The sequence below is a fragment of the Bdellovibrio sp. HCB337 genome (assembly GCF_047302465.1).
GTDB lineage: Bacteria > Bdellovibrionota > Bdellovibrionia > Bdellovibrionales > Bdellovibrionaceae > JACMRP01.
In genome coordinates this window covers 3,657,971-3,676,758 of record NZ_CP178621.1, presented here as the reverse complement: position 1 = coordinate 3,676,758, position 18,788 = coordinate 3,657,971, and the positions used below count along the sequence as shown (strand labels likewise).

At 45.9% G+C, this 18,788-nt stretch carries 17 protein-coding genes; 10 read left to right on the top strand and 7 right to left on the bottom strand.

Annotation, left to right across the window (positions count from 1 at the left end; translation table 11 throughout):
• The first annotated feature begins 19 nt into the window (after nt 1–19).
• From folD to ACLWBB_RS17655, 5 genes are all read left to right on the top strand, one after another.
• Complete coding sequence (folD, locus tag ACLWBB_RS17675) at nt 20–883, top strand: bifunctional methylenetetrahydrofolate dehydrogenase/methenyltetrahydrofolate cyclohydrolase FolD (RefSeq protein ID WP_413288885.1); 864 nt, start codon at nt 20–22, stop codon at nt 881–883.
• Between the two features lie 9 nt (nt 884–892).
• Entirely contained in the window at nt 893–1,933 is a 1,041-nt protein-coding gene (locus ACLWBB_RS17670) for a Rieske 2Fe-2S domain-containing protein (protein WP_413288884.1), read from the top strand.
• Nucleotides 1,921–3,006: an esterase-like activity of phytase family protein gene (locus tag ACLWBB_RS17665; protein WP_413288883.1), complete on the top strand. Its 1,086-nt coding sequence runs from the start codon at nt 1,921–1,923 to the stop codon at nt 3,004–3,006. The genes ACLWBB_RS17670 and ACLWBB_RS17665 overlap by 13 nt, the downstream gene beginning before the upstream one ends.
• Nucleotides 3,006–4,319 (top strand): class I SAM-dependent rRNA methyltransferase, encoded by a 1,314-nt coding sequence (locus tag ACLWBB_RS17660; protein WP_413288882.1) that lies wholly within the window; start codon nt 3,006–3,008, stop codon nt 4,317–4,319. The genes ACLWBB_RS17665 and ACLWBB_RS17660 overlap by 1 nt, the downstream gene beginning before the upstream one ends.
• Before the next feature lie 149 nt (nt 4,320–4,468).
• Entirely contained in the window at nt 4,469–6,565 is a 2,097-nt protein-coding gene (locus ACLWBB_RS17655; protein ID WP_413288881.1) for a hypothetical protein, read from the top strand.
• Nucleotides 6,566–6,574: 9 nt separating this feature from the next.
• On the opposite strand, the gene ACLWBB_RS17650 is transcribed toward ACLWBB_RS17655, so the two are convergent.
• Together ACLWBB_RS17650 and ACLWBB_RS17645 are read right to left on the bottom strand one after the other, a co-directional pair.
• Nucleotides 6,575–7,126 (bottom strand): GNAT family N-acetyltransferase, encoded by a 552-nt coding sequence (locus ACLWBB_RS17650; RefSeq protein WP_413288880.1) that lies wholly within the window; start codon nt 7,124–7,126, stop codon nt 6,575–6,577.
• A 102-nt stretch (nt 7,127–7,228) separates the two neighbouring features.
• On the bottom strand, nt 7,229–7,531 hold the full coding sequence (locus ACLWBB_RS17645) for a hypothetical protein (protein WP_413288879.1): 303 nt from the start codon (nt 7,529–7,531) through the stop codon (nt 7,229–7,231).
• An 801-nt stretch (nt 7,532–8,332) separates the two neighbouring features.
• Between ACLWBB_RS17645 and ACLWBB_RS17640 the strand changes: the two genes are divergently transcribed.
• Nucleotides 8,333–9,151, top strand: a complete 819-nt coding sequence (locus ACLWBB_RS17640) for a S1 family peptidase (RefSeq protein ID WP_413288878.1) — start codon at nt 8,333–8,335, stop codon at nt 9,149–9,151.
• Between the two features lie 55 nt (nt 9,152–9,206).
• Here ACLWBB_RS17640 and ACLWBB_RS17635 read toward each other — a convergent pair whose 3' ends face one another.
• A complete protein-coding gene (locus tag ACLWBB_RS17635; RefSeq protein WP_413288877.1) occupies nt 9,207–10,196 on the bottom strand; it encodes a hypothetical protein in 990 nt (329 codons plus the stop codon).
• A 124-nt stretch (nt 10,197–10,320) separates the two neighbouring features.
• On the opposite strand from ACLWBB_RS17635, the gene ACLWBB_RS17630 reads away from it, so the two are divergent.
• Genes ACLWBB_RS17630 through ACLWBB_RS17620 form a run of 3 tightly spaced genes read left to right on the top strand, consistent with a single transcriptional unit; the run spans nt 10,321 to nt 13,420 of the window.
• On the top strand, nt 10,321–10,878 hold the full coding sequence (locus ACLWBB_RS17630; RefSeq protein ID WP_413288876.1) for a polysaccharide biosynthesis/export family protein: 558 nt from the start codon (nt 10,321–10,323) through the stop codon (nt 10,876–10,878).
• Nucleotides 10,875–12,143, top strand: a complete 1,269-nt coding sequence (locus tag ACLWBB_RS17625) for an O-antigen ligase family protein (protein ID WP_413288875.1) — start codon at nt 10,875–10,877, stop codon at nt 12,141–12,143. Before ACLWBB_RS17630 ends, ACLWBB_RS17625 begins: the two co-directional genes overlap by 4 nt.
• Nucleotides 12,144–12,163: 20 nt before the next feature.
• Nucleotides 12,164–13,420 (top strand): MFS transporter, encoded by a 1,257-nt coding sequence (locus ACLWBB_RS17620; protein WP_413288874.1) that lies wholly within the window; start codon nt 12,164–12,166, stop codon nt 13,418–13,420.
• Here the strand turns inward: ACLWBB_RS17620 and ACLWBB_RS17615 are convergent.
• The 4 genes from ACLWBB_RS17615 to ACLWBB_RS17600 all read right to left on the bottom strand — a co-directional run bounded on the left by ACLWBB_RS17615 (nt 13,417) and on the right by ACLWBB_RS17600 (nt 18,151).
• The gene (locus ACLWBB_RS17615) at nt 13,417–13,917 is read right to left on the bottom strand and encodes a hypothetical protein (RefSeq protein ID WP_413288873.1); all 501 of its coding nucleotides are present in this window, start codon (nt 13,915–13,917) and stop codon (nt 13,417–13,419) included. The genes ACLWBB_RS17620 and ACLWBB_RS17615 overlap by 4 nt on opposite strands.
• 9 nt (nt 13,918–13,926) lie before the next feature.
• Nucleotides 13,927–14,457, bottom strand: coding sequence for a hypothetical protein (locus ACLWBB_RS17610; RefSeq protein WP_413288872.1), 531 nt, complete (start codon nt 14,455–14,457; stop codon nt 13,927–13,929).
• Nucleotides 14,458–14,516: 59 nt separating this feature from the next.
• The gene (locus ACLWBB_RS17605; protein ID WP_413288871.1) at nt 14,517–15,032 is read right to left on the bottom strand and encodes a hypothetical protein; all 516 of its coding nucleotides are present in this window, start codon (nt 15,030–15,032) and stop codon (nt 14,517–14,519) included.
• A gap of 98 nt (nt 15,033–15,130) precedes the next feature.
• The gene (locus ACLWBB_RS17600; RefSeq protein WP_413288870.1) at nt 15,131–18,151 is read right to left on the bottom strand and encodes a hypothetical protein; all 3,021 of its coding nucleotides are present in this window, start codon (nt 18,149–18,151) and stop codon (nt 15,131–15,133) included.
• 127 nt (nt 18,152–18,278) lie between these two features.
• On the opposite strand from ACLWBB_RS17600, the gene pal reads away from it, so the two are divergent.
• Nucleotides 18,279–18,788, top strand: a complete 510-nt coding sequence (gene pal / locus ACLWBB_RS17595; RefSeq protein WP_413288869.1) for a peptidoglycan-associated lipoprotein Pal — start codon at nt 18,279–18,281, stop codon at nt 18,786–18,788.

Below are 18,788 nucleotides of genomic sequence, written 5' to 3'. Positions count from 1 at the left end.
ACATCAAAGGTGGTAGTTCATGATCCTCTTGGATGGAAAAAACGTCGCTGCAAATCGCAGAGATGCTTTAAAACCCAGAATTGAGACCTTCAAAAAAGCTGTTGGTAGAGCACCTCACCTGGCAGTTCTTCTGGTTGGAGACGATCCAGCTAGCCAAGTCTATGTCCGCAACAAGCATCGCGCTTGTCAAAAGACAGGGATGGATTCCTCTGTTCACACGCTGCCGGCGAATAGCACTCAGGACACGCTTCATCAGTGGATTGAGAGATTGAACTTAGATCCGCGTGTTGATGGCATTCTTGTTCAACTGCCGCTGCCAAAACATTTGAGTGTTGATCCTATTTTTAAAAGTATCATGCCCGAGAAAGACGCCGACGGTATTACTTATGCCAACGCGGGATTCTTGATGGCTGGAAAAGCGTTCGTGAAACCTTGCACGCCTTCTGGGATCATGAGCATTTTAGATTTTTACAAAATCAAAGTAGAAGGCATGAATGCCGTTGTTGTGGGTCGCAGTCAGATTGTGGGTAAGCCCATGTCCGTTTTGCTAAGCGATGCGAATGCGACTGTGACTCTTTGCCACTCGAAAACTCGCGATCTGCGTGATTATACTTCGCGTGCGGATCTTGTAGTCGTGGCAGCGGGGCAAAAGCGCTTTCTTGGAAAAGAAGATTTTAAAAAAGGAGCTGTCGTCATTGACGTCGGCATGCATGGAACCGGCAGCGGAGAACTCTGCGGAGACGTGCGTTTTGAAGAATTGGCGGACACGGTTTCTGCCATCACTCCTGTGCCCGGAGGAGTCGGGCCTATGACGATCACGTCGCTTTTAGAGAACACTGTCTTTTTGGCAGAGGTTCGCGCGGGCTTGGTACGTCTGCCTTAAGGATTTCTTATGCAAACGAGTTTTTTACGTAATGTCTGGTACGTGGCTCTTCCGAGCCGTGAACTAAAAACCAACAAGATGCAGTCTCGCGTGATTTTGGGCGAGCCCATTGTATTCTATCGCGACTCTCAAGGAAAAGTTTCTGGCCTTCGTGATATTTGTCCGCATCGTGGGATTCCACTGAGTTATGGGCGTGTCGTGCAAGATCAAGTCGAGTGTCCTTATCACGGTTGGAAGTTTAATCACGAAGGCACTTGCACCGAAATTCCATCATTGTGTTCAGATCAAGAGTTGGATTGTACTAAAATTAAAGTTCGTCACTATCCTGTGCGTGAACAGCAAGGCTTGATTTGGGTTTTCATGGGCGACAAAAATTTCGATTTGTCGAAAACTCCGGAAATTCCATTAATGAAGAACCTGCCGATGGATGTCGAGCCTCGCATTCTTGAAAAATGCATCTTCCCTTGTCATATCGATCACGCCGTTATTGGTTTGATGGACCCAGCACACGGACCTTATGTCCATAAGAGCTGGTTCTGGCGCAGTGAAAAGACGATGCATGAAAAGAAAAAGAAGTTTGCTCCGGTTCCTCACGGTTTCCAGATGGTGCGCCATCAACCGTCGTCGAATTCGAAGGCCTATAAAATCCTTGGTGGCGTTCCAACAACGGAAATTACATTTAGCTTACCATGTGTACGCGTCGAGCATGTGCAAGTAGGGGCTAAAAATTTCTACTCATACACGGCTTTGACTCCGGTGAACGAAAAAGAAACTGTGATTCATCAAATGGCTTATTGGGATTTCCCATGGCTCAGTTTGATCAAACCAGCAATTCATAAATTTACGAAAGTCTTTTTGTATCAAGACATGGATGCTGTTTCTAAGCAGCAGGATGGTTTGAGATACGATCCAAGTCTGATGTTGATTAAAGACGCCGACACTCAAGCAAAGTGGTATTATGCTTTGAAGGGTGAATGGGAAAAGCATCTTGAAGAAAAACGTGATTTTACAAATCCAGTGAAGGAAGCGGACCTTAGATGGCGAAGTTAGTTTCTAGCTTAAGTGCTTTTTTGATTTTAGCTGTTACATTTGGTGCCTCAGCGAAAACAATGAAGCTCGAACTTTACGGTCAAACTTCTTTAGAGCCGAAGCTGACTCTCAATAAAGAGGCTGTCGGCGGACTCTCAGGTGTTTTCTTGGATGGCAGCAAGTTGATCGCTGTCAGCGATGATCGTGGTAAAGCGGGTCCTCCGCGTTTTTATGAGCTCACTTTGAAAATTACAGACAAAGTGGAAATGATTCTTGGAAAAGCTCAGCACTTTACGGCGACTCCTGCTGGCTGGGTTTTGGATATCGAAAGCGTTGCTCTTTTAGCTGGCGGAGATTTTTTGTTGAGCTCTGAAGGAGATAACAACAAGAAGCCTCGGGCGATGCCTCGCTTGTTTGTGACCTCGTCTTCGGGCGTTTATAAATCCGAGATTTCTATTCCTGACAAGTATTTGCCAGACGCTATCGGCCTTCAGAAAAAGGGTATCGAGAACAACATGGCTTTTGAGGGGATTACAGTTCATCCAGGAACGCAGAACTTTTTTGCCATGAATGAATATTCAATCATTCAAGATCAAAGCAAGGATGATGATCAGAAAGCTTGGCTTCGTATTATAGAGTTCACCAAAGATAAAGATCAGTACAAGGTCAAAGCGGAATACCCCTACATGGTTACGCGTTTGCCAAAGAATGCGACTGGCATCGAGGTGTTCCGTGGAGTTTCAGAAATTCTTACTACTTCTGATAGTCGTATGATTGTCCTTGAGCGTGGAGCACGCCTAACCAAAAGTGGCGTGGCCTATAGCGGTGGTCTTTATATCACGGACCTTGCGGGGGCTGCGGATGTCTCTGCGGTTGCCAATTTGTCAGAGGGAAAATCCCCGGCACTTAAAAAAGAATTGCTGGTGGATCTTGAAGAGCTTTTTAAAAATCAAAAAGTAGAAAATTTCGAGGCGCTTGCATGGGGCCCGAATCTCGCAGATGGACGTAAAACTCTGTTGGTTCTTAGCGATAATAATTTTTCCGCCAAAGAGAAAACGACTCTTCTGGTTTTTGCAGTCAATGAGGTTGAATAATGGTGATCTGGAAACTTCGTCAAGGCGCGGATAAACGTATTCGTGGGGGACATCCATGGGTTTTCTCGAATGAACTTTCAAGTAGCCCCAAAGGAATCGGTCTTGGAACTTTTATTGAGCTGCAAGACAATCGTGGTAACTTTTTAGCTCGGGGATACGGCAATCCTCACTCTTTGATTTCGTTCCGTGCTCTTAGTTTTAATCCTGAAGTGCGCGAGCCCATGGCTTTTCCTTTTTTGTCTCAGCGCCTACTGCAGTCATGGCAAGTTCGTAAAAACGCAGGATTTCGCGGAAGTTTCCGCATGAGTTTTGGTGAAGCTGATTTCTTGCCGGGTCTTGTGTTGGATTATTACCTAGTCGAACAAAATGGCAAAAAAGCTCAAGTGTTCGCGGCTCAGCTTGTGACAGCGGGCCTAGACAAAGCTTTGCAAGATGCAGAAGGCTTCTTCAAACTTCTTGTCGACGAAGCCGTGAAAGCAAAACTTACCGATCTGACTTGGGAGCAAACGGCCGTCGTAATTCGTAACGATGTGAACGTCCGTAAACTTGAAGGTCTTGAAGTGCAAGAGCCGCGTACGATCAAAACCGTTGTAGGTTTGGATCTGACTAAAGTGGACATTCTGTTAAACTCTGCAAGCGATGACGGCGTCATTCGTATGCAGTGTGATTTGGCGGAAGGTCAAAAGACCGGATTTTTCTTGGATCAAACGCAGAACATTTTCCAAGCGGTTCAGATTTTCAGAAATTGGGCCAAAACTCATCCAGAGCTTAAATCAAAACCTATCAAAGTTTTGGATTTGTGCTGTTATGTTGGCCACTGGGCGACGCAAATTACTCGCGCATTGAAGTCTGAAGGTTTTGATGTCGAAGTTCATCTTGGTGACGTGTCTGAACCTGCATTGAATTTTGCAAAACTCAATGCGGAACGCGAAGGTGCTCAAGTGACAGTTCACAAAGTGGACGTGCTCGAGGGGTTGGATAAATTTGAAAGTCGCAGCTTTGATATTATCATTGCCGATCCACCGGCATTTATTAAAGCGAAGAAAGATATTCCTAAAGGTCAGCACGCATATTTGAAGATGAATACGCAGGCTTTCAGAATCATCAAACCACAGAGGTTTGTGGTGTCTTGTTCTTGCTCGGGGCTTCTTGTCGAAGAAGATTTCAAGGAAGCGATTCGCAAAGCCATTCAAAGAAATGGCTGGCAAGCGCGCAACCTCACTCGGGGCGGACATGCTGCGGACCATCCGACAATTCTCCAGTTCCCAGAGGGATTTTATCTGAAGATGTTCACTCACTTTGTTGAGGCCTGAAGTTCGTCGGACACAGAAACTTTTCGAGAGTGTTACATTGTAAGCCAGAGTCTGTTGAGCTCTGGCTTCACTAACCCGATTAAATAGGCATGATGTCCACCCTTATCATGTTCATGTTGTTTCTATTTGGGATATGTGCTGAAGCGCATATGGTGCCATTTGCATTTTGGAAAACCCAGCAGAGTGCGGGCGATGTTTGGCTGGCAACTGCGACGAGCGGGGCCCCTTCCGCACGTGCACTAGGCTCTGTAACCTGGACCGGTAGTAAGGTGATTGTATGGGGTGGTGCCAACGGAACCACCTACTATAATGACGGCGGCCAATATGATCCGACGACAGATTCGTGGACTGCAATGTCGACTGGACCTTGGGTTCCAGAGGGACGGAGCAATCACACGGCGGTATGGACGGGCAGTAAAGTGATTGTGTGGGGCGGATCCACTACGGGCGGAGTTGCTATCGAGAATGGCGGCCAATACGATCCGGTGGCGGATACGTGGTCGAATATTTCTTATTTTCCTATCTCTGTTGGGCGCTATAGCCCAACAGCGGTATGGACTGGCAGTCGCATGGTTACCTGGGGAGGGCGGACAGGGTCAACAACCTACACGAATACGGGTGGGCAATATGATCCTGCAACAGATTCTTGGGCAGGAGTTTCGAGGGTGAACGCTCCCTCAGAGAGAGCCTCATCCAGTTCTGTATGGACCGGAAGCAAAATGATTGTTTTTGGGGGCTTTAAAGCGGGTTATGTTGGCGGAGGTGGCCAGTATGATCCTGTAGCAGACACTTGGACGACGGTATCAACGACGGGAGCTCCTTCGGCGAGATCCGGTCATACGGCTGTTTGGACTGGAAGCAAGATGGTTGTATTTGGAGGGACCAGCGGCAGCTATTTTAATGATGGCGGCCAATATGATCCATCGACAGATACTTGGACTGCGACGTCAACGACGGGGGCTCCTTCGACGCGTGCCTACCATTCAGCTGTATGGACCGGAACCAAGATGATTGTATTTGGCGGAAGTAATGCCGCAAATGATGGCGGCCAATATGATCCGTCGACAGATACTTGGACTGCGGTAACAACGACAGGGGCTCCTACGGCAAGAACTAGTCATACTGCAATTTGGACGGACAGTAAGATGATCGTGTGGGGTGGTTATAATGGTGGGGTCTACGTCAATGATGGCGGTCAATATGATCCAGATGCAGACACTTGGACGGCCACTTCGACAGGAGCCAATGTGCCTTCCGGAAGAACCAATCATACGGCTGTTTGGACTGGAAGCAAAATGATTGTTTGGGGTGGAGTCGGTGGTACCGGTTCCACATACGTCGATACCGGTGGTCAATATGATCCATCGGCAGATACTTGGACTGCAACGACAACGACGGGAGCGCCCGTTCCGCGACACAATCATGTGGCTGTGTGGACCGGTAGTGAGATGGTTGTGTGGGCGGGTAAGAATGCCTCAATTCCTTATAATACCGGCGGTCGCTATAATCCGACGGCGGACTCTTGGACTGAAACCGCGTATACCTCGGTGGCCCCGACAGCGAGATCTGCACATGCTGCGGTTTGGACTGGCAGTAAAATGGTTGTGTGGGGCGGTATCGGCAGTGCTTATGTAAATACTGGTGGGCAATATGACCCGTCGACGGATACTTGGGCTGCGACGTCGACCTCAGGAGCGCCAACGGCACGAAGCCAGGCTTCAGCTGTTTGGACCGACAGTAAAATGATTGTGTGGGGTGGTTACAACGGCAGCGCTATGAATACGGGTGGCGAATATGATCCGGTGGCAGATACTTGGATCGCGACATCGGCGACCGGGGTCCCGATAGCTCGATACAGACACGCTGTGGTTTGGACAGGGACTGAGATGATTGTCTGGGGTGGTTGGAATGGCACAACGGCTTCTAATACCGGAGGACGGTACACTCCTGGTGGAAGTTGGACCGCGACGCAAACTACAGGAGCCCCTACAGCACGGCATGGACCAACAGGTGTTTGGACCGGTACGAAAATGATTGTGTGGGGCGGAATTAATGGAACTACCTACTACAATACCGGTGGCCAATATGACCCAGGTGGAGATTCATGGGCCGCAACGTCGACAACAAACGCACCGGCGGTACGACAAAACCATAGGGCTGTTTGGACTGGCAGTAAAATGATTGTGTGGGGTGGCCTCACAACAGGTGCCGTCGCGATAGATTCTGGCGGGGTCTACACGCCTTAATGTGAGTATTTACAGATCTAAACCAATCGCCTGAGCGTAAGCTTTACGGCGGTTTTCATTGAAAAAATATTTCATTTCGACCAAAAAGCGGAATCGTTCATGGAATTGCGTCGAAGTAATGATGAAACCTTGTTTCAATTTCGGAATCAGGATGCCCGCATTGTTGGGATGGTGAGTGCTGGTGACGACTTGAAAACCTTCTTGTTGAAGGCGTTCTAAAAGAACCGTCAGCATTTCTGAATACAAACCTTGCTTTTGGTAGGCCTCGATGACGACCGAGTTTTGCATATAGTAAGTCTCGGGATCAACCGCATAACCTGTGTGCCAGCCGATACCGACTGCTTCATCTTTATGGAAAAGACCTAAGCGTAACTGCCAACGTTTTTGTTCGTTGTTGCGTTCTTGAATTTTCTTCTGATGATCTTCGGAAACGACCCAAGTAGGTTTTGCTGAAGCGCGGTTTGCAAAAATACGATCATAGTGAGCATCTTGAATGCTCCATAATTCTTCGCGCTCGATTTCTTTGATGTAAAAACCGTTTCCCAAATCTTTTGTAAACATAGGCACCTACTTTATAGATTAAGGATACAGAGTGTTTGATTAAAAAGTAAAGAGAGTGAGAGATGATTTTGCTCACCTCTCACTCCCATTCGTTTTCCGGGATTATCGTTTTAAGATTTGAAATCCGGATTGGAACTCCAGCGGTTGTTGTTGAAATTCGTGTTGCTCAAGCGGGCTTTGTCCTGGACCTACTTTTTGTACAAGCACTGGGTTGTACAAAAAGAGACTTCCTAGAGCGAGCATTCCCCTGATCATTTTATAGATCAGGAAAAGGAGGAAGCTTGTGACTAAACCGGCCGCTTTCACGCTTTCAACAGACACTTCACTGGAGGTTTGAACGAGTCTTAATAAAACCTTCTGGTTTTCAAATTCCCATTCTTGTTTCTTCTGCAATAATGATTGCATGGCTTCCTCCATTGTAAATGCTCGCCGAAGGCGCTTTATGGCCGTAAAACCCACTTCGAGCGAGAGCGTTGAATTGATAAACCCAAAGCGAAAATAAAATCGCGAAGGACTTAAGTTAAAAATTTATTTTTGAATACTGTGTATTTGGAACAATGATATTTCTGGCTAGCAGACGACGGGGGCAGAGGCCGCGAGCGCTAGTAGAATAGCGTATTTCCCGTGTCCTGCAGTCATTTGCATAGAGCGAATTGTATTAATCATCGTGGCCTCCTTTCATTAAACTGAATTCAGATTCTCACACGAGAGATGATGTTGTAAATAGTTTTTTATATCTTTTTTTCGTCAGCCTAGTTCCAAGTCGGAACCAAAATGATCAAATTCGCTGTTTTCCAAGCTTCGATCAGAGAATTTCTAGCAGTTCGTCCGAGTTTAGGACCGAAAGATGATCTCCAAGAAAGTGGGGAAAGAGTTTTTCTAAAATTTGCTCCACCTCGTAAGCCTTTATGGGTGCGGACTTCGTCATAATCGCCAATTCTTTTTCTAAATCAGAATATTGTGCGGAAGATTTGAGGGCGTTTATAAAATTTATTTCAAAATAATTTCCTTCGATGGGAATGCTGTCGTTAAAGTAATTCGCAATTTTCTGCGGAACTTTTTGTAATGAAGATTCAGTGATGACAAAAGTTTAGACAATCGAGAAAAGTTTCCAACGAGAATCCCAATATGCAAGCCACTCTGATGCTTTCGATCCGATAGACGCTTGATTCATGATATAAACTCATAATTATCGGAGGAAGATCTATGACCAATTGGTGGGTTAGAATATTTGGAATAGGGATCGTTCTTTTGTCTCTCAGTGCCTGTCAGCCTGCAAAGGATATGGCAGAGATAAAGGGCCAATCTGGAAATGCCATTATCGGTGGTGAAGACGTTCAAGAAGACAATCCACTGGCTAACTTGGTAGTTGGTATTGTTCGCCAAAGCGAACTTGATTCCACTGATCTCAGTCTTTGTACTGGAACGTTTATCACTCCCGACGTCATTTTAACTGCTGCTCACTGTGTTCCAGACACAAATCGTCCGGACCTATTGTTTGTGCAACAAAAGACCGAGCTTTCTAGAGACCTGTCGACGATGTTGCCTATCAAAGCTTTCGTTCGTCACGATAAATATGTTAACAGTCCTTCCCTCATAAAAAATGATGTCGCTCTGATTCAGTTAAAAGAACCTATTCCAACCGCGAAAATTGCAATTTTCAAAATTGATCTAGGTCCCATCGCAACTTCTTGGGATTTTATTGGCTTGGGATATGGGCGTTCTATTGGAACTCCGGGGACCAGTATTGGAAACGGCACTCTAAGAACGACGACCTTTACCGGTCTCTTTTTTGAGCCAGACCTTTACTATTTTAAAATTCCGATGTCAGAGACTCACGGAATGTGCAACGGCGATTCAGGGGGACCTGCTCTTTACAAAGCTGAAGATCAGTATGCTGTGCTTGGTGTAGCTTCGTACGTCGAAAAACGTGGGGACATAGAATGCAGCTGGGTAGGGACCTACTCCAATGTGCAGTTCTATCGTGGCTGGATTGAAGAGCGCCTGAAAGAATGGGGCCAATAAAGAAGTACAGTTAAAAGCTCTAACTAAAAAGCCCCTTTTCAGGGGCTTTTTTTTATTAATTTGTTGGGGCTTGTCCTTGGGGTTGCTGTTGTTGCATCCCTTGAGCTTGCAGCGCTTGGGTCTGCTGGTGATAGTAGTTCAGCTTATTCACATAGTCTTTTAATGTGATGTTCTCTTGGTTCAAAACACTGACTTGAGCTAATGCTTTTTGCAAGTGACTGTAGTAGTCCGCAGCCTCGCTGTGTTTCTTATCAAGAGCTAACTTCATTTCCACGATCTTAGTCTCTGCAACACTCATCAAATTTCTAAGAACATCACTTTGCTGAACTGCTGAACCTTCAACTTCGTTGAACGCTGCAGAGATCTTTTCCATCTCTTGGCTCAAAGTTGCAATTTGAAGGTCTTTATCGTCCATCATCGCGTTTAATTCTTCGATCGTCGTTAGCATCGCAGCTTTTTCTTTATTCACGACTTCAATCGCTGCTTGTAGCTCTTGTTCTTTGGCGGCCCAAGAGTTTTGCTCTCTTTGCATAGAGCCTTTGGCTTTCGCCATTTCCATCGCGATTTCATCTTTAAGAACTTGAGTTAGTTCCAGGTCTCTTTGCAAAGAACGATTTTTGTCGATCAAAGAGTTGCTGAACTTTTTCTCTTCAGTTTGAATCGCCATAGAGCGCGCTTTCAAACCTTGGATCTCTAGCTGCAGCTGCAAGCAAAGTTCCAAAGACTTCGCAAGATCGGCGCTGAGTTTGGAGTTCATCATGCGCTCGTGATTCAACTGCTCCGTGATTTGACGAAGTTGTCCAGTGATCTCGTTTTGCGAAAAATTCACATTTTCAAGACTTTTAATCTTCTCGATCATCTCGTCATTGTTGCCCTGCATATCAGTTCTGAATTTCTTCAACTGATCTTGCATGCGCTCCAATCTTTGCTGCTGAGACGGCGCTTCTTCAGGCGTAGTGCCATCCTGATAGCGCTGGCTGAGCTCGTTGAGCTTGTTACTGATTTCGTCGAATAATTTTTCGTGTTCTGGTACTGGACTCGTCATAGGTATAAGGCTAAACGGAGGCCTAGATTCCGTCATCAAAATCTTCACTTCTCGATAAAGGTCCGGGGCTTTATATTAGTACCCGCATTAAGGTCTAGGGCTTGTCAAACCGAAGGGGGCGTGGATGATAAAGAAGCTCGTGAAACTGTTCATGGTTTTCGTAACATTCTGGAGTTCTATCTCTGGAGCCAATACTCTGGGTGAATTGGGATCCATCGGTGACATCAAATCACCGGCCCAAGCTTCGGAGTACATCTTTAGATCTTCACCCAAAGAGTCCTTGATCTCTGTCCAGTTGCTGGGAGCTGTACAAAAGCCTGGGGTCTATTATGTGCCTACTAACACTGATTTGGTGAAAGTCCTGACTTTAGCGGGCGGAAGCACGAACGGTGGTGACCTCTCAGAGGTTATGATCCGCAAAACCGATCCCGAGAAGTGGGCCAAGATTCAATCCAAAGCTTTGGATGAGCATCGTGGCACCTATGAATTGGATCTGCAGGAGCTTCTTAAAGAGGGCAATGGCGATAACCTCAAATTAAGCCACGATGATTTGATCTATGTTCCGCCGAAAGAGTCTATGGTTAGCCCCGAGGTTGCCAAAACGATCACCTTGGTTTCTGTGGTTATGAGTATCGCGCTCACTGGATTGTTAATTAGCAAATACAGCCACGAAAACGAATGAACTTTTGGGCGCTGGCTCTTCTCTTTTTGGTTTTTGCTTCGAAGCTTTCGTTGGCCGGGATGGGAGTGCCTTCGCAACTCCCAGGTGTTCTTTTCCAGCATGGTCTTCATCCTTATCTCAATATTTTGCTGAGCTTTCTGTTTGGCGTGCCTCTGATTTTTTTGATGCTTAGAGATCGTGATCGTATGGAAGGTCTGCAGCGCACCTATCGAAGCCTGTTGGCTATTCTGATTTTGATGTTTTTCTTAGAGACTTTGTTTCAGTATGTTTTCCAAGTTGGAAGTCACGGGGTCTATTCTTGGGCCGCGTTTTTATCGACTTTCTGGTTGATTCTTATTTTTGGCGTGATCGTACCAGTCACTGTTAAGCCCTCTGACACTTTAAAGTTTATCAGTACGTGGGCGGTGAATTTTGTCGTGGTGTCTTTGGTGCTATGGTTAATACGACCAGATCTGACATTTAAAGGTGGACGCTTTGTCGGGATCTTCAAACATATCCCCTATATGGTGACGTGTGCTTCCGTTGGAGTGATTTTTACTCTGGGACGTTTTTCTCAAGAAAAGAGTTCTTTGCGGCGCCTTTGGTTCGCGCTTGGAGTCGTCTTGAGCATTTTTGCACTGCTATTAACAGGCACGCGTTCAGCTTTGGCGGCTGTTGTGATGGCGTTTGTGCTTTGGATTTTGCGGACGCCAACACAAAGTTTTGGCTTTAGGTATTTTAAATACTCTGCGGCTGTTGTTTTGACGGCAAGCTTGTTTCTGTTTGGTGGTGACTTGTTAGATTACAGCAAAGATATCGCGACCGGAAAAAAAGCTTTAGTAGAACGGCAAGCGCAGGATGGTGTCGCAAGTCGTTTAGAAGAAGTAGAAAGAGGCTGGGAATATTTCCAAACCAGCCCGTGGCTTGGTCAGGGGTTGTTGTCAAAGTTTTCAGGCAAAGACAGTCTTGAAGTCACTAGCTACAATTCTTTTAAAGATCCTCATAACATTTTTGTCTCGGCAGGCGTTGTTGGTGGCTGGTTTTTTATTATTTGGACGGGGATCTTCGTTTTAATGCTTTTGATTTTATCTTTGAAAGCTCTTGTGTCTAGCAACACAGTGATGCAGATCTTTGGCATCTACGGTGTCGTACAAATTCCTATTCTGATTATTTATCACTGGCATTTGTCACTCGGAGGAATGGCCGACCGATTCTATTGGTTGGTCTTCGGATATTTAGCCTTGAAAACAGGATTGAAACGCCCTTTGGAAGAACGTAGCTTTTAGCTATGGGAGCTTTTTACGGAATGGCAGAGTTGGGAATCAACTGTGTCGAAATATTCTTCCGTTTGCACCTCTTGGTTTTTTACACCAACGTCGTTGGCTTGAATCCCGCTTTGGCGGGGTTAGCCTTAGGCTTAGCTATTTTTTGGGATGCACTTCTGGATCCCATTATCGGAAGTTGGTCGGATCGTACTCGACAAAAATTAGGTCATCGCAGTCATTGGATTTTAGTGGGCATTGTTGCCGTTTGTTTGGCGTTGTGGTTTCTATTAAATCCTCCGCCATTGGTATCGGATCTTGGTAAATTCTTATATCTGCTTTTAGGCGCCTTGTTTTTCAATACTGCTTACACATTATTGAGCGTTCCTTATTCGGCGATTGTCGGTGACATCACTTCGACAGAGCGCGAGCGTGCACGTTTGATTGGTTGGCGGCTCGCATTTGCGAATGTGGGTGGCATTGCAGGTATTGCGATTCCAGCTTACTTTCTTATTCAAGAATCTACTCACGCGTACCAGCACACGGCAGTGACCATCGGAATTCTTGTAGCTTTTTCGGGTTTGATTGCCTGGTTCTATGTTCGTCAGCAGCCACGCAAGTTCAGTCTTGTTACCAAAGGCGGAGCTTTAAAAATGGCTTTGAAAATTCCCTTTCAAGACAAGCGCTTTATGCCGCTTGCGATCGCCTTCTTTGTCGGGAATATCGGACTTACTTTTAACACTTCACTTGCTTTGTATTACTATCGCTTGCGCTTAAGATTTAGTGAAGTCGATCTGCAGACGGTTCTTTTGCTGTTCCTCTTTTTCTTTACCTTATCGATTCCGTTATGGTTGTGGCTGTCTAAAAAATATCCGAAACAGAAAGTTTTGATCGCAGGTGCCACTCTTATGAGTATCGCAACTGGAATCACTTACCCACTATTGCCCGCAGAAGACTTGATGCATGCTTTATTTTGGGCTTCATTTTGTGGTGGTACTTTGGTTGGAACTTCGGTGTTGCTGGAGTCTTTACTTACGGACATCGTAAAGAAAAAAGAAGAAGAAAGTCTCAAAGAGTTGATGGGAACTTATTTTGGCTTTTGGAAAATGATCGGAAAAATTTCACGGGGGTTGGCGCTGGGAATGACGGGGCAGTTGCTAGAATGGGCTGGAGTGCATGGGCGCTCGGTCGCGGCTGAAGGGGAATATTGGCGATTAGCGTTGGCGTTTGGGCCGATTGTTTCGATCTTCTTTTTGGCGTCGGCAATGATTCTGTATTGGAATGAAAGAAAGCTTGCTTAGCGCAAGCTTTCCCAGAATTTACGAGTATTGTCTTGAATATCAGTGTCAGATTTTTTCGAGAGCTGAAATTCAAGGCCGTAAGGTTTTGCTTTGATAAAACCAATAATCGCGCGGCGCTCGGGAATTTTGCTGGTTTTGATGGGATCATCGATCTGTGCTTCGCAAGTTTTTCCAGTATGCGAAGTGAAGATGTTGATCTTGGTCACTTTCAGAGTCCCTTTATCCAAAGGCCCATAGATTTTTGCTAAGAGGTCTTTGCAAAGATCTTCAGACATGGAAATTTGCTTTGTGTCCTTAAAGGCGTAAAGATCCACCATTTTCAAATCCACATTGGGCTCTTGCGGGCGACCGATAATGCCTAAATAGCTTCCGGATTTAAAAATGTCCAAAAGTTTGTTATCAGCTTTGCTTTCAAATTGAATCTCTTCTTTGGATTGAATAGGAGCTGTTGCTGCAAACGATCCAGTCAGGAGTAAAGTTATAAGCAAATTCATCATGGGTCCTCCTTAGTTTCTGCCCGAAGTGGGTTTGTGAGGAGCAGTTCTGGCCGGAGCAGAATACGTGGTGGCGGTGCTAGTGCTGTTTTCCTGTTGATTGAGCTTATTCATGACAGCGGCAAATTCAGCTGGTGTTGATTTCTTAAGGAGATAGCCTGAAATTTTCACGGCCGTGTCGCTGACGACTGCAACTTCGAGTTTCTTTTCTTCGGTCTCATCACCGTCGGGTATTTCGAGATCTATTTTGATGATCGGGGCTTCGTAACACATACGCTTGACGTAGCCGCGGCTCGTTTTCTTGCCTAAAAGAGCTCTATGAACAGATTCGCCGACGATCTTGTCGCCTTCGATAGAAAACTTGATGGCAGCTACGGGAAAGTCACTACGCGTGAACATGACAGGGGGACTTGCCTGCAAGAATTGCGGAAAGCTGGCTTTTTTGGCCACCAGTTCTTGAGGGGTTGTTATGCAGGTCTCAGCAGCAAAGGTAGAAGTATAGAAACCGACGCTAGTAAAAAAAATAGCTAAGATTTTAATCATCTTAGCTACATTCTCTAGAGGTCTTGTGGCTTTGGTAAGTCCAGATGTGGACTAGTGGCTTACTTAGCGCTCTCGCGGATAAATTGAGTCAGGTAGTGGCGAACCATGTACTCCAACTTCACAGTTTGGCCCTTGTAAGTCCAAATGAGCTCTTCAAATGCAGCCCACTTAGCTTCCACAATGTTTTCATCCATGACGTTAGCGTTAGCAGCCGGTGTGCTTTCAGCCATACCTGGAGTTGGGATGTAGTTTGTGCCAATGAAATTGAAACGAACGCTGATCTGTCCAGGAGCTTTCAATGAGAAGATCATTTTAAAGCCATTACGGAAAAGCATAAAGTCCGCATGGGTCTTTGCGATACCGTAAATTTTAATACGTCCTAGAGCAGATGGCTTCAGATCATTGAACGAAGACGAAGCATCGACGAATTCTGTTTTCAGGGCCAATAGAAACTGAACACTCTCGGTGACGAGGACTCGCTCTGGATCGAATCCAAAACTCATGTCCACTAAACCGGACTCTTCCATTTGTTGTTCAGCTTTCACAAGTTCTTTAATCCAGCTGATTTTTTCCATTACCCCTCCAGATAACGCCCACTTAATGATGCACGTCGACACTCTCAGTTTTTCGACGCCCTGGATTTTTGTCAAGGGCTCCCTTTGAACGTGCTGCGCTAAAAGACCCCTAATTGGACCGCAAAGTCCCACCTTGGTTCCGGAGCGTACTTTTTGTCGGTCCCTTGGTAGACGCCAAAGACAAAGTTCACCGGGAATTCGTACCCAATGGTGGTTTCGAAGTGACCCTCGAGACCGTAGCTCAAAAAGACGTCTTTAGAGGTCACAGCCGTGTACTTCTCTGTTGTGAAATCAAAGGCGAAACCATCGGTTGAAATCGCATCAGCCGTCACAGCCGCATAAAGTCGACGTGCAAAAGCTGCGGTTGTGCCCCAGCCTTTGTACATATCACTGACATTAAAACGGTATTCGATATTGGCGTTGTACATAGAACGGCCGACAAACTGACCTGTTGAGTAACCACGTGCCAGGAATTTAGAACTCAGATCCTGCCCGTAAAAGTCCATCGAATCCGATTGTGTGCCATAGATATAAGACACTTTTTCCGGCGTATACATGATGCTCGAGCGCAACACAATGGCATGCAGCTTCGGCAAGAATTTCGAGAAGTAATAAACGCCACCAGCCTGATATTGGCGGTGAGAGAAGAGGTCTACTCCTTGGATGTATTCCACGGCCATTAAATAGGCACCGCCGCCGCTTTGAGGAGTGAATTGTTCTCCACCTTGAGTCATATTTTTGTAGATGAGTGACACAAAAGGACCTGTGCGCTTGGTTGGCGTCAAAGTCGTCACGGATCTTTCTAGATAGCGCCAGCCCAGACTCAGAGTTAATTTTTCGCTGAACTTCCAAACTTCTGGAGTGCCTGAAACCGAAAACAATGTGTCGTTCACAAGATTGTCGCGCGTGACCAGGTAAGAGTGGGTCTGAGCTGCCGTTGCTTGAATCGGTGTATTGGTTACGTTGTTCACATAATTTGCAGACCAATCCACAGCTTCTAAGAATGTATTCCAGCCAATCATCAAATCATAGTTGTGTTTCTTGAGCGGATCCGCACCCGAAGTCATGGCCTGAATTGAGAGCCCACCCTCTGAGGAAGTCCAAATAAATGGCATCCAGTAACGAGGCCATAGATATCCCCACGGACTGTAATCAGTGATTTCGTACTGAGGTGTTGGTGAAGGGCTTGGCGCTGGAGTCGGTGTTGCAGGTGTCGTGGTAACCGCTGTCGCTGCTGTTGTTGCAGGTGTGGCGGCCGGAGTTGGTGAAGCTTCTGGAGTAGGTGCCGCCGCAGGAGCACGCAGCGGATTTTTGTAACGATCCGCAAACAGTCCCTCGATTTGTGGAAGCTCTTCAGGAGTTTTCTCCCAATTTTCTTTGGCGATACGAACAACGCTTGGGCCTACAGAGCCCATGTAAGTCACATACAAATGTTCAGACTCTGGATCCATCGCAGAAGAGCTAACCATTGTTGTCACGTGAGTCACAGGTTTGGCTGTTTTTAGGTCAGCACTTGCTAAATACAGGTTGTGCACACCATTTTTAGCAGACGTGAACATCATTCCTTTTTTAGTCATGACTGGGAAGCGGGCTTGGGCAAAATCAGTCAGGACGGAAGTGACTTTTTGATCTTTGAAAGAATAAGTCCAGAGCCCTTCTTCGCCTTTAGCATTGCGAAGTGCAAAGATGATGGTTTCAGCATCCAAGTAGATCGGAGAAGAAATACGCTCTTGCATTGCAGGGCTATAAAGAATTTCATCTTTTTTGCCGGCAATATCATAAACTCCGAGGCGAGTGCGGCCGCCTTCTAGTTTTACGAAGACAACTTTGTCGTCATTTGGAGCCATCGAAGGTTCACGACCGCGCAGAGAGCTCGTGAGTTTTTCGCTCTTCTCTGTCGTTAGATCATAAAGGTAAAGGTCCGAGTAACGTTCTGTGCGGTTTACATAGTGAAGTTGATCATAAATCAGCTTCGGAGATTTGTGGAACCAAGAGATCTTCTGAATACTGCCAGAAGGAGGACCGTCGTTGTTTTTTGGTACCAGAGGTTCTTCTTCTTTTTTGATTTCGACTTTGAGCTTTTTCGTGATGAGCTTCGTCTCGGGATCGCGAGTGAAAATATCTAATACGCGATCGGCTTTGTAATCCACCGTGATAAGGGCCAGATATTTTCCGTCCTCACTAATTGCAGGCGCCGATGAGTATTTGGCTTCGATAGGCAGACGATGAACTTCACTTGGCGGTTTTTCGCGCAGCTTTTTTAACTGAGCTTGAGCGCGTGTATCTGTTTCGCGGACCGCTTTTTTGTAGAAACCTTCGTAGTTGTCTTTAAGGAGGTCTTTTGCGGGAGTCTCGACAAAATAGGGGACTCGGCCTGCGTGGCGTTGATTCAAAGAATTCATGACACTAGCGCCATAGTCACTGACAGCTTGGCTCCAGAACACAGAACCAAATACGTAAGGACGCATGCCTTCTGGCCAAGTGGGAATGTATTCGTTCACTTGGGCGATATCGAAATTCTGCAAAGTTTTATCGTCAGACATCGCACGCAGCAAAGCATCTTGATACATAGACTTCAGGCGTCCGCCTTTTTCTGAAAGCATACTTTCAGTTTGTACGGCGATGCCTTCCTTCCACCAGCTTGGCAGAAGAATGTTGGGAGCGGCGATCGTGCCTAAAACTCCACGCAGAACCCTGAAAAATCCATTCGCAGGTTCAAATGTCAGGATGTGAGTGTATTCATGGGCTAAAAGTTCTAGGGCCCAATCTCCGCTCTCACTCAGACTTTCCTGAGGTCCTGGTAAAACCGGATACGTCATGATGTGCGGATAAGGAACACGAGTTGCGTAACCGTTGGTTGCATCTGTTTTATCGTTGATAATGACGAGAGTTTTCTGAGGAACGCTTGTAAATACAGGAGACAAAAGCTCAAAAGCTTTTTCCATTTGTTGAGCATAGAGCTCACCCAGGTCCTGCTGCGTAGAGTTATAGATGATATCAAAATGTGGCGTGCTGATTTTCTTAAATTTCCACTCAGGAGGCACCTCAAGAGCTGGACCTTTGGACGGGAAACTCAGGACAGAGACGAAAAAGACAACGAATAATATCTGAAATTTCATTTTCATCGACTCAGTATCACTGTATGGCAACGCAACATCAATATGGAATCAACTCTTTGATATGGTTTGACAATAATCTGTCATGCCTTAAAGTTTTAATGGTTGAAAACTTTAAGGAGGAAGAACGATGTTACGTAAATTGGCGTTCGCATTTGTCGCATGTGCTTTGGTTGTAGGTTGTAAAGGTAAGCAAACTAAATCCGATGTTGAGTCTACACCTATTACCACTCCAACATCAGACACTGCCGTTGAATCCACTCCAATGAGCTTCGATACTTCAGGAAGCGACAGCGGTAAAATCCCTGGTCTTGAGACAGTTCGTTTTGACTACGACAAGTCTAGCATCAGCGCTGAAAACAAAAAAATCCTCCAAGGTAACTCTGAGTGGATTAAAAAGAACACGAACTACAAAGTTCAAATCGAGGGTCACTGCGATGCTCGCGGTACGATCGAGTACAATTTGGCTTTGGGTGAAAGACGTGCAAACGCTGTAAAAGCTTATTTGGTAAGCCTTGGCGTTCCAGCGGCTCGTTTGTCTGTGATCAGCTACGGTAAAGAAAAACCAGTTGAAGCTGGCGAATCAGAAGGTGCGAACGCGAAAAACCGTCGCGCTAACTTCTTGCCAGTACAACAATAG

What these genes read in the sequence shown, in the direction of transcription:
- ACLWBB_RS17600 (WP_413288870.1), bottom strand. Translation starts at nt 18,151, where the DNA reads ATGAAATTTCAGATATTATTCGTTGTCTTTTTCGTCTCTGTCCTGAGT.
- ACLWBB_RS17635 (WP_413288877.1), bottom strand. Translation starts at nt 10,196, where the DNA reads ATGACGAGTCCAGTACCAGAACACGAAAAATTATTCGACGAAATCAGT.
- ACLWBB_RS17650 (WP_413288880.1), bottom strand. Translation starts at nt 7,126, where the DNA reads ATGTTTACAAAAGATTTGGGAAACGGTTTTTACATCAAAGAAATCGAG.
- ACLWBB_RS17630 (WP_413288876.1), top strand. Translation starts at nt 10,321, where the DNA reads ATGATAAAGAAGCTCGTGAAACTGTTCATGGTTTTCGTAACATTCTGG.
- folD (WP_413288885.1), top strand. Translation starts at nt 20, where the DNA reads ATGATCCTCTTGGATGGAAAAAACGTCGCTGCAAATCGCAGAGATGCT.
- ACLWBB_RS17645 (WP_413288879.1), bottom strand. Translation starts at nt 7,531, where the DNA reads ATGCAATCATTATTGCAGAAGAAACAAGAATGGGAATTTGAAAACCAG.
- pal (WP_413288869.1), top strand. Translation starts at nt 18,279, where the DNA reads ATGTTACGTAAATTGGCGTTCGCATTTGTCGCATGTGCTTTGGTTGTA.
- ACLWBB_RS17620 (WP_413288874.1), top strand. Translation starts at nt 12,164, where the DNA reads ATGGCAGAGTTGGGAATCAACTGTGTCGAAATATTCTTCCGTTTGCAC.
- ACLWBB_RS17660 (WP_413288882.1), top strand. Translation starts at nt 3,006, where the DNA reads ATGGTGATCTGGAAACTTCGTCAAGGCGCGGATAAACGTATTCGTGGG.
- ACLWBB_RS17625 (WP_413288875.1), top strand. Translation starts at nt 10,875, where the DNA reads ATGAACTTTTGGGCGCTGGCTCTTCTCTTTTTGGTTTTTGCTTCGAAG.
- ACLWBB_RS17640 (WP_413288878.1), top strand. Translation starts at nt 8,333, where the DNA reads ATGACCAATTGGTGGGTTAGAATATTTGGAATAGGGATCGTTCTTTTG.
- ACLWBB_RS17610 (WP_413288872.1), bottom strand. Translation starts at nt 14,457, where the DNA reads ATGATTAAAATCTTAGCTATTTTTTTTACTAGCGTCGGTTTCTATACT.
- ACLWBB_RS17615 (WP_413288873.1), bottom strand. Translation starts at nt 13,917, where the DNA reads ATGATGAATTTGCTTATAACTTTACTCCTGACTGGATCGTTTGCAGCA.
- ACLWBB_RS17665 (WP_413288883.1), top strand. Translation starts at nt 1,921, where the DNA reads ATGGCGAAGTTAGTTTCTAGCTTAAGTGCTTTTTTGATTTTAGCTGTT.
- ACLWBB_RS17605 (WP_413288871.1), bottom strand. Translation starts at nt 15,032, where the DNA reads ATGGAAAAAATCAGCTGGATTAAAGAACTTGTGAAAGCTGAACAACAA.
- ACLWBB_RS17670 (WP_413288884.1), top strand. Translation starts at nt 893, where the DNA reads ATGCAAACGAGTTTTTTACGTAATGTCTGGTACGTGGCTCTTCCGAGC.
- ACLWBB_RS17655 (WP_413288881.1), top strand. Translation starts at nt 4,469, where the DNA reads ATGGTGCCATTTGCATTTTGGAAAACCCAGCAGAGTGCGGGCGATGTT.